General features: G+C 55.5%; 12 protein-coding genes and 3 pseudogenes. 4 read left to right on the forward strand and 11 right to left on the reverse strand.

Annotation, left to right across the window (positions count from 1 at the left end; all coding sequences use genetic code 11):
- Window positions 1-147: 147 nt before the first annotated feature.
- Both TKWG_RS21465 and TKWG_RS09865 read right to left on the reverse strand, forming a co-directional pair.
- Complete coding sequence (locus TKWG_RS21465; protein WP_014750694.1) at window positions 148-720, reverse strand: SecDF P1 head subdomain-containing protein; 573 nt, start codon at window positions 718-720, stop codon at window positions 148-150.
- A gap of 86 nt (window positions 721-806) precedes the next feature.
- Entirely contained in the window at window positions 807-1,532 is a 726-nt protein-coding gene (locus TKWG_RS09865) for a pseudouridine synthase (RefSeq protein ID WP_014750695.1), read from the reverse strand.
- Window positions 1,533-1,659: 127 nt separating this feature from the next.
- Between TKWG_RS09865 and TKWG_RS09870 the strand changes: the two genes are divergently transcribed.
- On the forward strand, window positions 1,660-2,229 hold the full coding sequence (locus TKWG_RS09870) for a chorismate--pyruvate lyase family protein (RefSeq protein WP_014750696.1): 570 nt from the start codon (window positions 1,660-1,662) through the stop codon (window positions 2,227-2,229).
- A 204-nt stretch (window positions 2,230-2,433) separates the two neighbouring features.
- Here TKWG_RS09870 and TKWG_RS09875 read toward each other — a convergent pair whose 3' ends face one another.
- Window positions 2,434-2,772: a P-II family nitrogen regulator gene (locus TKWG_RS09875; RefSeq protein WP_014750697.1), complete on the reverse strand. Its 339-nt coding sequence runs from the start codon at window positions 2,770-2,772 to the stop codon at window positions 2,434-2,436.
- A 76-nt stretch (window positions 2,773-2,848) separates the two neighbouring features.
- A pseudogene (locus tag TKWG_RS09880) lies at window positions 2,849-4,505 on the reverse strand (NAD+ synthase).
- Window positions 4,506-4,620: 115 nt separating this feature from the next.
- On the opposite strand from TKWG_RS09880, the pseudogene argH reads away from it, so the two are divergent.
- Window positions 4,621-6,032: pseudogene (gene argH / locus TKWG_RS09885) on the forward strand (argininosuccinate lyase).
- Window positions 6,033-6,312: 280 nt separating this feature from the next.
- Here argH and rlmD read toward each other — a convergent pair.
- The 4 genes and pseudogenes from rlmD to TKWG_RS24825 all read right to left on the reverse strand — a co-directional run bounded on the left by rlmD (window position 6,313) and on the right by TKWG_RS24825 (window position 10,049).
- Window positions 6,313-7,662, reverse strand: coding sequence for a 23S rRNA (uracil(1939)-C(5))-methyltransferase RlmD (gene rlmD, locus TKWG_RS09890; RefSeq protein ID WP_014750700.1), 1,350 nt, complete (start codon window positions 7,660-7,662; stop codon window positions 6,313-6,315).
- Window positions 7,663-7,969: 307 nt separating this feature from the next.
- A complete protein-coding gene (locus TKWG_RS09900; protein WP_014750702.1) occupies window positions 7,970-8,695 on the reverse strand; it encodes a Spy/CpxP family protein refolding chaperone in 726 nt (241 codons plus the stop codon).
- Window positions 8,696-8,878: 183 nt separating this feature from the next.
- Window positions 8,879-9,657 (reverse strand): annotated as a pseudogene (locus TKWG_RS09905) (3'-5' exonuclease).
- 32 nt (window positions 9,658-9,689) lie between these two features.
- Complete coding sequence (locus tag TKWG_RS24825; protein WP_407636919.1) at window positions 9,690-10,049, reverse strand: M23 family metallopeptidase; 360 nt, start codon at window positions 10,047-10,049, stop codon at window positions 9,690-9,692.
- On the opposite strand from TKWG_RS24825, the gene TKWG_RS27040 reads away from it, so the two are divergent.
- Window positions 10,014-10,262 (forward strand): hypothetical protein, encoded by a 249-nt coding sequence (locus tag TKWG_RS27040; RefSeq protein ID WP_014750705.1) that lies wholly within the window; start codon window positions 10,014-10,016, stop codon window positions 10,260-10,262. The two genes, TKWG_RS24825 and TKWG_RS27040, sit on opposite strands and share 36 nt — an antisense overlap.
- Window positions 10,263-10,501: 239 nt before the next feature.
- Here TKWG_RS27040 and TKWG_RS09915 read toward each other — a convergent pair whose 3' ends face one another.
- Together TKWG_RS09915 and surE are read right to left on the reverse strand one after the other, a co-directional pair.
- Window positions 10,502-11,344, reverse strand: a complete 843-nt coding sequence (locus TKWG_RS09915; RefSeq protein ID WP_014750706.1) for a protein-L-isoaspartate(D-aspartate) O-methyltransferase — start codon at window positions 11,342-11,344, stop codon at window positions 10,502-10,504.
- Complete coding sequence (surE, locus tag TKWG_RS09920; RefSeq protein ID WP_041709314.1) at window positions 11,337-12,092, reverse strand: 5'/3'-nucleotidase SurE; 756 nt, start codon at window positions 12,090-12,092, stop codon at window positions 11,337-11,339. Before surE ends, TKWG_RS09915 begins: the two co-directional genes overlap by 8 nt.
- Before the next feature lie 131 nt (window positions 12,093-12,223).
- On the opposite strand from surE, the gene plsY reads away from it, so the two are divergent.
- Window positions 12,224-12,859, forward strand: coding sequence for a glycerol-3-phosphate 1-O-acyltransferase PlsY (gene plsY, locus TKWG_RS09925; protein ID WP_014750708.1), 636 nt, complete (start codon window positions 12,224-12,226; stop codon window positions 12,857-12,859).
- Between the two features lie 9 nt (window positions 12,860-12,868).
- Here plsY and tsaD read toward each other — a convergent pair whose 3' ends face one another.
- The gene (gene tsaD / locus TKWG_RS09930; protein ID WP_014750709.1) at window positions 12,869-13,903 is read right to left on the reverse strand and encodes a tRNA (adenosine(37)-N6)-threonylcarbamoyltransferase complex transferase subunit TsaD; all 1,035 of its coding nucleotides are present in this window, start codon (window positions 13,901-13,903) and stop codon (window positions 12,869-12,871) included.
- Window positions 13,904-14,130: the final 227 nt, after the last annotated feature.

Here is a 14,130-nt window from a genome sequence, read left to right on the forward strand (position 1 = left end):
ACCGACTACGTACCACACAGCGTCCATGCGGCGCTTTGGACTGCTGCTACAAGATACGTTGCCGGAATTGTGACACGACATTGCCTGTCGTGTCCTGCTGGCAATGGATGCTCGCAGTGTCATTCGCTTTGAGCGACACCAGCTTTACTACTCGCCATCCAGAATCTGATCTTCAAAGCTGGTGGCTGCCTGTTCGCTGGACATCGGTACATACAGCACGCCCGAAGTAATGGGCTTACCAATATTGATGATCGACACCAGGCGGTTTTTCTGCGTTACCGCAAAGCTCTTGCCGATATTGTTGCTGGTCAGACTGGCCAGTCGCTGGCTGCCGGACGGGGAAAATTCAAGTTTCACAAAAGCCTTGCCGGCGCTATTGCGGGTAGCCACGGCGTTCTGCAAATCGTTGCGGGTTAGCGTCTGGGTCGGATCAACGTGCACAAGCACGCCATTCTGGCGCACGGCCGTGTAGCCTTGCATTGGCGTGCGCGATGCGATGTACATGATGAGCGACGATGAAGCAACCGCGCTTGAGGGTGCCGGCGGCGTTGAAGCCGTTGGTGCAGTAGAGCGACCGGAAGATGGCGGTGGCGTCGTTGGCACATCACTGACTCGTGTGCCGCCTGAGCGATTTTTGAGCAAGTGATCCATAGTGTCACAGCCTGCCAGCGTCAGCGTAGCAGCGATTGCGACAAAAAATGCCCCTCTTTTGATGTGCATGATCGGTTTCCTTGATTCTGGTGAAAGACTTATGGGGCCATTATAAGATATTGTCGAAAATTCGCATGGCCACTTTTCCCACTCAATTACAAAAAGCGTTCATGGCTTTTAAGATAGCGCCATTTGCCCGGGGGCAGATCCGCCAGCGTCACATTGCCCATGCGGACCCGCTTCAGACCGATCACATTCAGGCCAACCATTTGGCACATGCGACGAATTTGCCGTTTCTTGCCTTCCTGCAAAATAAATTTGAGCTGGTCGTCGTTTTGCCAGCTTACCTGTGCCGGACGCAGTACATCACCATCAAGGGACAGTCCGTGATTAAGCAATTGCAACCCGTTGCCACTGATTTTGCCTTCCACACGGACCAGATATTCTTTTTCCACTTCGGAGTCTTCTCCGATCAGCTGCCGGGCAATACGTCCATCCTGAGTGAGAACCAGCAAGCCTTGTGAATCGATATCCAGTCTGCCGGCCGGTGCCAGTCCTCTTAAATGCGAGGGATTGAAGGTGTGCTTGTCTCGGTCATACTGCCGATCGGGCGTGATCAGCGTTACTGCCGGCCGGTAGCCTTCTTCTGCCTGGCCCGAAACGTAGCCCACCGGTTTGTTCATGATGATAGTCACCCTGGCGGTCTGCCGTGCCTGCGCGGACTTGTCCAGCGTGATGGCCTGATTGGGAAACGCCTTCTCGCCAAGGGTGGCGACCTTTCCGTCTACGCGCACCCAGCCGCGTTCAATGTAAGCGTCGGCCTCACGTCGGGAACATAGTCCTCGCTCGGCAAGCAGTTTAGATATTCTTGTCTTTTCCATTTGATTCCGTTTGCTTACGCAAATTTGCTATAGTGTGTTTCTTTGTCCGGACGCACCGGACGTTTCTGTTTGAGTGTGGTTATTACATGACCACGATTTATCTGCAGGCTCTCACATCCCGCGACCCATGAAGCATGAACCGTATTCCCCCGGCTGGCTAAGCCGGCCGCCGCCTAAACTCGATCCTGTACAGAAATACTGGCTGTCCCGCCCTGGCCCGCTTACGCAGGGCTTACGAAAACAAGGCGAGGTGCGGATCCAGGTTGTCGGTGAGTTTGCCGAAGTGGTCAGCACAGATGAAGCGCGGACCATCAGAAAAGCAGCCTATACGGTCGTCTGGGTTCGGGAGATCTGCATGTCTATTGACGGCACGCCTGCGGTAATCGCTCGCAGCATCACGCCGCTGGATGCTGCTCAATCGGTATGGCAGGCAGTGCGTCGGCTACGCACACGGCCACTGGCCGATATTCTGTATCATGATCCGGCTATTGTACGATCAGTGTTCGAGTCCTGCATAGCAAAATCGCCAATGCCAATATTTAAAGCCGTGGTACGTGCTGGTCAACTACCCTCGCCTTCACAGTCCAGGTTGCCTACCCGCCGCTCCGTGTTCTGGAAAAATGGCCAGCCGCTGCAGGTGACCGAATGCTTCCTGCCGGCTTTTTGGTCGCAATTGCTCAAGTATCCAAGGGCTTGAGCTGATCCGCGAGCAGTTGCATCCGGGCCTCTTTTGAAACGGATGATTCCGGATTTTGCAACGTACAGCGTAATGCATGGGATGTAGCAGGATGCATTAGCATCTGTAAACCACCTGCGGCGGTAGCCGCCGCGCCCACAAATATTACGAGTAAAAACGCAGCTTTTGTACTGTCGGGGGCCAGGCAATCGGCTTGTCGCAGTACTACAGTGCGTTGTCGTCCTGCTCGCCTGTACGGATACGAATGGCGCGCTCGACCGGCGTCACGAAGATTTTCCCGTCGCCGATTTTGCCGGTGCGCGCAGCCTTGATAATGGCTTCGATGGCCGAGTCAACCAGGCTGTCTGAAATGACCACTTCAACTCTGACTTTGGGAAGAAAGTCCACCACATATTCGGCACCACGGTACAGTTCTGTGTGCCCCTTCTGACGGCCAAACCCTTTTACCTCTGCGACGGTCAGACCGCTGACGCCGATATCTGCCAAAGATTCACGAACTTCGTCCAACTTGAAGGGTTTAATGATGGCTGTTATTAATTTCACGTGGTTTCCTTTACTTTGCGGGGCCTGGCCCAGCTTTTTTACTGGAAAAGAATAGCATATTTTTTAATAATGCAGCCTAGAATCGATAACCGTTGGTGATCGGGAAGCGCCAATCGCGGCCAAAAGCCCGAGTGGTGATTTTGGGCCCCGGAGAGCCCTGGCGCCGCTTGTATTCATTGATTCGCAGCAATCGCGCCACTTTTTCAACGTCTTCACGCGCCAGGCCGGTATTCACGATGGCCTCCACCGAATCATTGTGTTCCATCAGATGCTCCAGGATGCGTCCAGCACCTCATATTCAGGCAGGCTGTCCTGGTCAGTCTGGTCTTCGCGCAACTCAGCTGAGGCGGCCGCGTGATGATACGCTCGGGAATGATCGCCGACTGCGTATTGCGCCAGCTCGCCAGACGGTATACCAGCGTTTTGGGAATATCCTTCAAAGGGGCATAGCCGCCCACCATGTCGCCGTACAGTGTGCAATAGCCCGTAGCCAGTTCCGACTTGTTGCCTGTGGTCAGCACGATGGCATTGAACTTGTTGGACAAGGCCATTAGCAAGGCACCACGAATGCGCGCCTGCAAATTCTCCTCCGTCGTATCCTGGGGCAAATCACCGAAAATGGGCGCGAGCGCCTCCAGGTAACTATTGAACATGGGCGAAATGGCGATCTCGTCGTAGCGCACGGCCAGGCGTTGCGCCATATCCTGTGCGTCATTGACCGAAATATCGGCGGTAAAGCGCGATGGCATCATGACCGCATGCAGGTTTTCTGCACCGATAGCATCCACCGCAATTGCCAGTACCACGGCCGAGTCAATGCCGCCGGACAGGCCGATCACGGCTTTTCCAAAGAAATTCTTGCCCAGGTAGTCGCGCGTGCCCATGACCAGCGCACGCCAGATTTCGGCTTCGGCAGCCTCATTTTCCTGGATTTGCAGGGGCACCGACTGATCCGCTCCGAAAGGTAAGGACGGCAGAGCCTGAAGCTGTCCTGACGAGACTTGAATGCGCCCCACAGCTTCACAGAAACTGTTGAGTTCAGTCACGATGTTGCCTTGTCGGTCAATCACGAAAGAGTGCCCATCGAAAACCAATTCGTCCTGCCCGCCCACCAGATTGCAGTAGATAGCGCCCATGCCGGCATCGCAGACATTCCTGCGCACCACGGCAAGCCGGGTTTCGTGCTTGCGGACCATATAGGGCGAGGCATTCAGGATGAGCAGCGTGTCGGCCCCTGCCTGTCGTGCTGCCGTGGCGGCGCTGGCAAACCACACGTCTTCGCAGATGGTCACGCCGAAGGTATGATTCCTGACGGTGAACACCAGCGGCTTGCGTCCCGCCGTAAAATAGCGTTTTTCATCAAATACGGAATAATTGGGCAATTCCTGCTTCAGGTAGGTACCCAGGTTATCGCCATTGAGAAAAACACTGGCTGCATTGAAGGTGCCCTTGTCTGTGCTGACAACGTGCCCCAATACCACATGTAAATCCTGGAACCCTGCCAGTGTTTCCTGCAGGGACTGCAGCGCTGCCTGCTGGTCTGCAAGAAACTGACAGCGCAGAAGCAAGTCTTCAGGCGCATAGCCGGTAAGCGCCAGTTCGGGCAAGAGCAGGACGTCATGCCCCTGCTCGTGAGCCAATGCAGCGGCCTGGACAATGCGTGCGGCATTGCCGGCCAGATCTCCGACCTTCTGATTGATTTGTGCAAATGCGACACTGACCGATGGTTCCATTATCCCGCTCTGTTTCTTTTGCAAACCACCGATTATCACACAAGCATCTGAAATGAGCGTCTAAAATACCGCTGATTAACGCAAAATACCGACATTGGACAGATCAGCACATACTATGACAGACAGCCCCAACCCAACCAATCAATTCGACAAAAAAGCCCAGGCCTGGTCGGCCCGTTTCTCTGAACCCGTCTCCGAACTGGTCAAGCGCTACACCGCCTCGGTCGATTTTGACAAGCGACTGGCCCGTTTTGACATTCAGGGGTCGCTGGCCCACGCGACCATGCTGGCCGCAACAGGCGTCATTTCCACTGACGATCTGGCCGCCATTGACAAGGGCATGCAACAGATTCTTCAGGAAATCGACGCGGGTACGTTTACCTGGTTGCTGGACCTGGAAGACGTGCATCTTAATATAGAGAAACGTCTGGTTGAGCTCATCGGCGACGCCGGCAAACGCCTGCACACCGGCCGCTCGCGCAATGACCAGGTCGCCACGGACATCCGCTTGTGGCTGCGTTCGGAAATTGACATATCGCTGGAGCTGATCACCTCATTGCGTCGCGCCTGGCACAGGTGGCGCTGGAACATCATGACACGATCATGCCGGGCTTTACGCATCTGCAGGTGGCCCAGCCAGTGACTTTCGGTCATCACCTGCTGGCCTATGCCGAAATGTTTGCCAGGGATGCAGAGCGCCTTGCTGATTGTCGCAAGCGTTGCAACCGCCTGCCATTAGGCGCGGCCGCGCTGGCTGGCACCTCCTATCCCATTGATCGTGAACAGGTTGCCACGCTGCTGGGCTTTGACAGCGTTTGCCGCAACTCGCTGGATGCCGTATCCGATCGCGATTTCGCCATCGAATTCTGCGCCGCTGTTTCGCTGGTTATGACCCATATTTCCAGGCTGTCGGAAGAACTAATCCTGTGGATGAGCCCGCGCATCGGCTTTATTGATCTGGCGGACCGTTTCTGCACCGGCAGTTCCATCATGCCGCAAAAGAAAAACCCCGACGTACCGGAACTGGCCCGAGGCAAAACCGGCAGGGTCAACGGCAATCTGATTGGCTTGCTCACGCTGATGAAAGGTCAGCCCCTGGCCTATAACAAGGACAACCAGGAAGACAAAGAAGGGCTGTTCGATTCGGCCGATACCTTGCGCGACACCTTGACGATATTTGCCGACATGATCGGGGGCATCCGGGTGCGGAAACAGGCTATGCGCGATGCTGCCCTGATGGGGTTTTCCACCGCCACCGACCTGGCCGACTATCTGGTCAAGAAAGGATTGCCCTTTCGCGACGCACATGAAACCGTTGCGCTGGCCGTGCGCCATTGCGAAGAGCAACAGTGTGATCTGGCCGATCTGACGCTGGAAGAAATGCGCAAGTTTAATCCTTCGATTGACAGCGATGTCTTTAGCGTACTTACCCTGGAAGGCTCGGTCTCGTCACGTGCCCATATCGGCGGCACCGCACCAGCACGGGTCAAGGCAGAAGCCGAGCGCGTGCTGGCCGAATTGGCCTGATCTGCATTAGATTCTAATCAAAAAAAGACGGCGCTCCTGTTTTTGACCTGGCGCCGTCTTTTTGATTGACTCGCGCCTGCCGGCAGGCGGATCAAATTTGTAGCAACACTCTTCTTACGGTGATAAGGCATTCATTGAGCTGCATCTCGCTCACTTGCCTCAGCGTCCTTCCCCCCTGACCTGCTCCATAGGCTGGACATCGGCCAGGCCTGTTTGAGCAGGCCTGCCGGCTGTGGATTGTCCGGCGCGACCTTGCGCACGACCAGACGCTGCTATTTAATTACGCAGTCGCAGCACCGGCCATTGCAACGTCGTTCGAGCCGCTTTCGAATACAGCAATGGATTCGACATGTCCGGTATGGGGAAACATATTGACCACACCTGCTGCACTTAATGTGTAGCCGCCTTCGTGCACCAGAATGCCTGCATCCCGTGCCAGGGTTGCCGGATTACAGGACACGTAAACGATTCTGGTCGGACGCTCCTGCGGTTCAAGTTGCGCCAGTGCAAGCGCTACGGCCTGTGCGCCCTCTCTGGGCGGATCGATCAGCATGCGATCAAAGTGGCCCAGGTTGCGCAGCCAGGCCACATCGACCTCAAACAAATTCAAAGTAGCAAAGCGGGTTTTCTCCTGCAAATTGTGCTGGCTGGCCGCCAGCAGGGCACGGTCTGTAAGTATGCTACTGCCTTCGATGCCAACCACCTCGCGTGCTACGGTAGCCAGGGGCAAGGTAAAGTTGCCCAGGCCACAGAACAGGTCTGCTACCCGCTCATCAGCCTGAACATCCAGCAGATTGAGCGCCTTGGCAATCAGGGAGCGGTTGATGAAGTAATTGACCTGGGTAAAATCCGTTGGCTTGTAGGGCATTTTCAGCCCGAACTGCGGCAAGAGGTAATACAGCGAATCGGCCTGTTCCTCATGCAACGGCCTGACGGTGTCGGGTCCCTTCGATTGCAGCCACCACACGACATTGTGACGTGTCGAGAAGGCGTCCAGCTTTTCGATATCGGCCAAGGCCAACGGCTCCAGGTGACGCAGCAGCAGCGCGGTCGTGGCTTCGCCGACGGCTACTTCGATCTGCGGGATCTTTTCGTCAATGCTTAGGCTGCCAATGAGTTCGCGCAACGGGACCAGCATGTCTGACACGTAAGGCGGCAACACATGGCATTCAGTCATGTCTGTCACATACCGGCTTTTGCGTTCGTGAAATCCGACCAGCACTTTGCCTTTCTTGATCACCTTGCGTACAGACAGTCGTGCGCGATAACGATAGCCCCAGGCAGGCCCCTGCAATGGCGGCAAGACCCTGGGTATCGTCATTTTGGCAATATGCCTGAAACCGTCTTCCAGCGCCCGCTGCTTGATCGCCACCTGTGCGGTGATATCCAGATGCTGCATGATGCAGCCGCCACAAGTGCCGAAACTCGGACAGCGCGGAGTGACCCGCTGGCTCGATTCCTTGATGATCGATGTCATACGGGCAATTTCGTATGAAGGTTTGCGGCGAACAATGTCAGCCTTTACCTTTTCTGCAGGCAGAGCGCCTTCAACGAAAATGGCCTTGCCCTCGCGCCGGGCGATGCCGCGCGCTTCCAGATCAAGGGATTCGATGGTAAATGTTTCCTGCATGGCTGACCTCTATATTCTGAAGGCGTTATTTTAATGAGCCTGCCAGCCAAGTTGGCGGGAAAAGGCAACATTGCAAAACAATTGTCGGCAAAACCACTGCCTGGAGCGCTTTATATGAACTCTGGGACACACAACAGCCACAAGCAAGTTCTGCCCACAGACAACGCCATCCGCCGCGCCCGCTGCGCATCTTGCCGGCTGGCCACAAAAAAGCCCGCCAGCGCATGCTGACGGGCCCACAACAGTGACGTTTCGCTACCCTGCTCTGCCTCACTTCCCGGAAAGACAGGTCGGGCAGGTACAACGCTTACTGTTTTGGTGCTGCTGGTGCCGGTTTGCTATCACTGGCGGCGGCATCCGCCTCAGGTTTTTGCGCGTCGGTCATCTTTGCGCGTTCCTGTTGATATTTCTTGCGATGCTCTTCCCATTTGGCAGAACGTTCCTTAAAGTATTTTACGACAGTTGCTTTCTGTTCGGCACTGAATGTATCCCACAGGCCAAGCCATTTAGCTTGATCATCTGCCATTTTTTTCTCAAAGCCCTCATGCATCTCTTTCTGTGCTTCGAGTAGCGCTTTCGGATCTACATTGCCGGAATCCAGTTGCTTGCGACGCTCTTCCTGGTATTTGCGAAATGCCTCGCGATTAGGTTCGCGCGCGGCTTTATGTTCGTCTTTGATCGATTTGAGCGTGGTTTTCTGTTCGTCGGTCAGTTTCAGGTCATCAACCAGTTTCTGACTGCCTGCGCCCAGACCCGGGATCACAATTGCCCCATGACGCATCTTGCCCTTGCGATGATAGCCATGTTTGTGGCCATCGCCTTTATGGTGCTGTCTGACGCCGTGATGCGGCTTGGCCTCACCAATACGATGGTATTCCATCGTGGCCTTTTCACTTTGCACGGAAGGGCTGATAGGGTTGGATTCGGTGTCGGCCTTTACCGCCTGTGCAAATGCAGTGGTGGCAACTGCTGCAGACAGCGCACTGGCCAGAAGGGATTTTACGAGGAAAGAACCTGAAAATTGAACAGCCATTTTATACTCCTTGTTTAGTCTGTCGGTGACGTCATAAGCCAGTCAGTGACGTTTGTATTCTGAGTCACAAGCAATTACAAGTGTGTTTCAATAGCGGCGCAGATCTTTCAATGCATTTCCTGGCGACGGCCTGGCGCTTTCACGCCCCGTCGTGCCGTCATACAGGCAGGAAGCCATAACGCGCTAGCGATAGTCCCAGGCAGCCAGGTATTCCTGCCATTGTGGTTTGTTCAGGGCAGCCAGGCTGCTGTGCACCAGGGCAACTTCTTCTTCATAAGCGGTCTTGTCCAGCTCGCCCTTCATCAGGCGAAAACGGCAGTAGACCAGCCATGTATTGACTACATCAGTCTCGCAATAAGCACGTACTTCATCGGCTTTGCCGTCGCGCCAGGCATCCCAGACCTGGCTGCCGTCCATACCCAGCTTTCCGGGAAAGCCACAAAGCTTGGCCAGTTGGTCCAGCGGCGCATTGGCGCGGCCATTGAACTTGGCAAGCAGATCCATCAGGTCAATATGACGAGTGTGATAACGGCTGATGTAGTTGTTATATTTGAATTCGCGATCATCTTCACCCATGTCCCAGTACCGTGGCGCAGACAGCCCGTGTATCAGGCAGCGGTAATGCAGCACCGGCAAGTCAAAGCCCGACCCGTTCCAGCTCACCAGCCTGGGCGTATAGCGTTCGATGGTCTTGAAAAAGCCGGCGATGAGCACGGCCTCGTCATCGTCCGGCTCACCCAGCGTGCGTACTCGAAAGCCGTTATCGTCACGAAATACACAACCGATGACGGCGATTTTCTGCAAATGCAAGGGAAAGAAATCATTGCCAGTCTGTTCAACGCGAAGCGCCTGGCCCGCTCGACCACTTCGGCATCCGAGAGCGAGTCATCCCAGTCATTCAACGCGCGCAGGCCCCTGGCGTCTGGGATGGTTTCAAGATCGAAAACAAGCGTTGGAGTCATGGCGCGCGATAGGTTCAGACAGGTTTTGCCACTTAGCGGCGTGGCAGGTAAGACAATGGATTGACCGGCTGCCCACGACGGCGAATCTCAAAGTGCAGGCGTGGCGAAGAGGTATCCGATTGACCAACTTCAGCTATTTTCTGACCCTTGGATACTTTCTGTCCATTCTTGACCAGCAGTTTGCTGTTGTGGGCATAGGCCGAGATAAAGCCATTGCTGTGGGAGATAAGAATCAGGTTGCCCAGTCCGCGCAAGCCATTACCTACGTAAGAGACTGAGCCGGATGCTGCGGCGGAAACCGGATCCCCCAGCTTGCCTTCGATATCAATACACGTGTGCTCGCGGAGAACTGGGTAATGATCTTGCTGGTAGCTACGGGCCAGCCCCAGGATACGGCGGTGGCGTCGCTGGCCGGCGTCGCTGAGGCGCTACCTGCGGCGGTTGGGGTTGCGCTGCCTGCGACGACAGAGTCGGTACCGGCCGAACTGGAGGATGCGCTTGTTGATACACGCAGCCGCTGGCCTACTTCAAGTGCAGGAGAAGAAAGTTTGTTCATAGACATCAGTTGGGAAACGCTGACGTTATTGGCGCGGGAGATTTTATAAAGCGTATCGCCGCGCTGCACGATATATTCACCCGGGCCCGCAGGCCGCCGGCTGAACGGCCGGAACCAAGTTCGGAGACCGGTGCACGTGAAGAGGTTCCGCAGCCGGCCAGCGTCGCCGCCAATACCAGGGATCCAATTAAAACGGGGAATTTTCTTTTCATTGAGTGAATCTGCATATGTTTTACCTACCTGTTCAATGGATGCGTAACACGTACGCAAAACGGGTATTTTCTCCTGTCACAATTGTATGCCTGCACGCAATGGAACAAAGCGTACAGGTTCAAGTTCCTTACGATCCCAGCTGTTTACGCCGGTTCTTTCGATCAGCACCAGTTTCTGCTGGTCCGAACCTTCGGGCGCAATCAGGCGGGCACCTATGTCCAGCTGGTGCAGCAATGCGGTCGGAATCTGCAGTCCGGCCGCGGCGATGACAATGGCATCAAACGGGGCAACCGATGGCATACCCAACATGCCATCACCATGAACCAGACGTATGCGGGACACCAGTTTGAGCTCGCGCAGCGTACCTCTGGCCATTTCATACAGCGGCTTAATTCGTTCAATTGTATACACTTCGTGGCACATTGCCGCCATCACGGCAGCCTGGTAGCCACAACCGGTACCGATTTCCAGCATTTTCTGCGGCTTGCGGTTTTCCGCGACAGCTGAAAGCATACGTGAAATGACCCATGGCTGCGAGATGGTTTGGGAAAAACCGATGGGCAGCGCCGCGTCATCGTATGCCCTGCTGGCCAGCCCCTGGTCAATAAATACATGTCTGGGCACGGAGCGCATGGCTTCCAGCACCCGCTCGTCTGTAATCCCTTTTTGCCGCAGCCGCTGAACCATGAGCGCGCGCAGCCTTTCGGAATTCAAGCCGATATTCTGGCTGGTTCGCCCCTCGGCGGCAGGCACGGACGATGCCGGACGTGCTGCATTTGCAGCAACAATAATACGGGTATTGCTATTGGTTGGCGTAATTTTAATTTTGTTGGATGGAAAAGAAAGGCGTGTCCGGCTTTCGTTAACATCATTTACATTTCCGAAATGCGGACCGGTGCCGAAGGGAGGTTTACGCATTGCTCAACTCCACCCAGCTGCGTGCCTGGTTCAATTGCTTGTAGTGTGTCAGATCCAGTTGCAGCGGCGTCATGGAGATCAGCCCCTGACTGGTTGCCCCAAAATCTGTGTCTTCGGCAAAGTCGGCAACCTCGCCCACCATACCGATCCAGTAAATAGGCTCACCTGCCGGATTGGTGCTTTTGATAACCGGCTGCGACGGATGGCGTCGGCCCAGTCGCGTGACGCGCAGTGAGCTCCAATGATGTTCCGGTAATGGTGGAATATTGACACTGAGCAGAACAGGAGCAGGAAACGGATTGGCCAATTGATGCTGCACGATTTGCACGGCAATTTTCGTAGCCGCTTCCAGTTCCGGCCAGTTCTTTTCCGTCAGGGAAAAAGCGATGGACGGGATACCGAATAAAAAACCTTCTGTCGCAGCCGCCACGGTGCCCGAATACAAGGTGTCTTCACCCAGATTGGCGCCGTTATTGATGCCCGAAACAACCAGGTCCGGCCGATAATCAAGCAGGCCCGTTAGTGCCACGTGCACACAGTCTGATGGGGTGCCATTCAGGTAATAATCGCCCGATGGAGTGCGTCGCACCGACAGTGGCCTGTTCAACGTCAGCGAATTGGAGGCTCCGCTGTGATTGACCTCGGGCGCAACAACCGTCACCTGGGCAATATCGCGTAGCGCAGCGGCCAGCGCCTGCACACCCTCGGCATTGTAACCATCGTCGTTCGACACCAATATTCGTTTCATTCAGATCGCAACCAGACATTATTCCCCCTGTATTGTACATGGATCAACCGATACGCGGGACGCGATATCCTGTTCGGCAATACGAAAGGGAACGTATATAATCGGGTCTTCCGATAATGACGACGACGACGATGAACAACCTGCTCTGGACCATTCTAGCCCTGCTTGCCGCCTACCTGATAGGTTCAGTTTCCTTTGCCATGGTGGCCAGCCGCCTGTTCGGCCTGGAGGATCCCCGCAGCTTCGGTTCCGGCAATCCCGGCGCCACCAATATTCTGCGCACAGGCAATCGCAAGGCTGCCCTCTTCACCCTGCTGGGAGACGCCTTCAAGGGCTGGCTGGCGGTAGCGCTGGCAATTTATCTTGCCCCCGTGGCCGGCTTTACGGACACCACCATTGCCTTGGTAGCTGTCGCCGTCTTTCTTGGCCACATCTATTCGTTTTTTCTCAATTTCAAGGGCGGCAAAGGCGTCGCTACGGCAGTGGGCGTGCTGTTCGCCCTGCAACCGTGGCTGGCGGTGGCTACCATTGCGACCTGGCTTATTATTGCCGTTTTCTTTCGCTACTCATCCCTGGCCGCGCTGGTCGCCGCGGTATTTGCGCCGTTTTATTATTTCGTTGGCGGCATGGCGGCATGGCCGTTTTCCATGCCCTGGTTTCTGGCCATTTGCTTTCTGGCGCTGGTGCTGATCGTCAAGCACAAGAAAAATATTTCCAATTTGCTGGCGGGCACTGAATCGCGAATCGGCCAGAAGAAGAAAAACTGATCAGCCCGCTCAGACACTGATATCGGCCAAATCCCAGCGGGGGTGAACGGCGGCACTGTCCGGACGACGCATTTTATCGACCAGACCGGCCTTGACCCGTTCTGCTGCAGCATGGGCAATCATCGCGCCATTATCGGTGCATAGCGCCAGCGGCGGGAAAAACACCTCGCCTTTTTGCTTTTGCATCTGGCGCGTCAGATAGTCGCGCAATTGTCGGTTTGCGCCCACGCCTCCGGCCACCACCAGGCGGTTGCTGCCGCTGGCCTTGACGGCCTTGATTGCCTTAAATCCGAGTACTTCCACAATCGCGGCCTGTACCGAAGCGGCCAGATCCTGCCGCTGCTGGTCATTGAGCGGCCCCTGTTGTTCGAGCTTGCGAAGCGTAGTCAGGACTGCAGTCTTGAGGCCGGAAAAACTGAAATCCAGGTCGCCGCTATGCATCATCGGTCGGGGCAGATCGTAGGCCTTCGGATTGCCTTTGTCGGCAAGCGCGGCCAGCGCCGGTCCACCCGGATACGGCAAGCCCATCAGCTTGGCAGATTTATCAAAGGCTTCGCCTGCCGCATCATCCAGGGTTTCTCCTAGCAACTCGTATTGACCAATGGCCTTTACATGCATCAGTTGGGTATGTCCGCCGGATACCAGCAGCGCCACATACGGAAAATCGGGGACGGTCTGCGCCAGCATCGGTGAGAGCAAATGCCCCTCCAGATGATGGATCGGGATGGTAGGTATATTCAGACTCCATGCCAGCGATCGGGCAACCGAGGCGCCCACCAGCAGCGCACCGGCCAGGCCGGGTCCGGCAGTGTAGGCCACGGCATCGATGTCTTTGAGGGTCAGCTCTGCATGGCGCAGCACTTCGCGAGTGAGCGGCAAGACACGCCGGATGTGATCGCGCGAGGCCAGTTCGGGTACCACGCCGCCATAAGCCTGATGCATGGCGATCTGGCTGTGCAGCGCGTGCGCCAGCAGACCCGATTCGGTACTGACCAGCGCGACGCCGGTCTCGTCACAGGAGCTTTCAATGCCGAGAATGATCATAAATTGCCTGTTCGACGGCGCTGATTCGTGCCTGCTCGCGCCGGTGCTGACGCGAGGCTGAACCGCCGTCGGTGTGATTACATTACGTTAGTCGCAGGAAAGAATGTTGCAGATTAAAGACGATATCGGATTATTTGCCGATATGGCACGATACACGCTCGTCATTAACTGTAAAGAATACGCTACAGTTGCAATTGTACACATGTATCTGTTTATTAGGAGTTATG

It is taken from the genome of Advenella kashmirensis WT001 (genome assembly GCF_000219915.2).
GTDB classification, from domain to species: Bacteria; Pseudomonadota; Gammaproteobacteria; order Burkholderiales; family Burkholderiaceae_B; genus Advenella; species Advenella kashmirensis.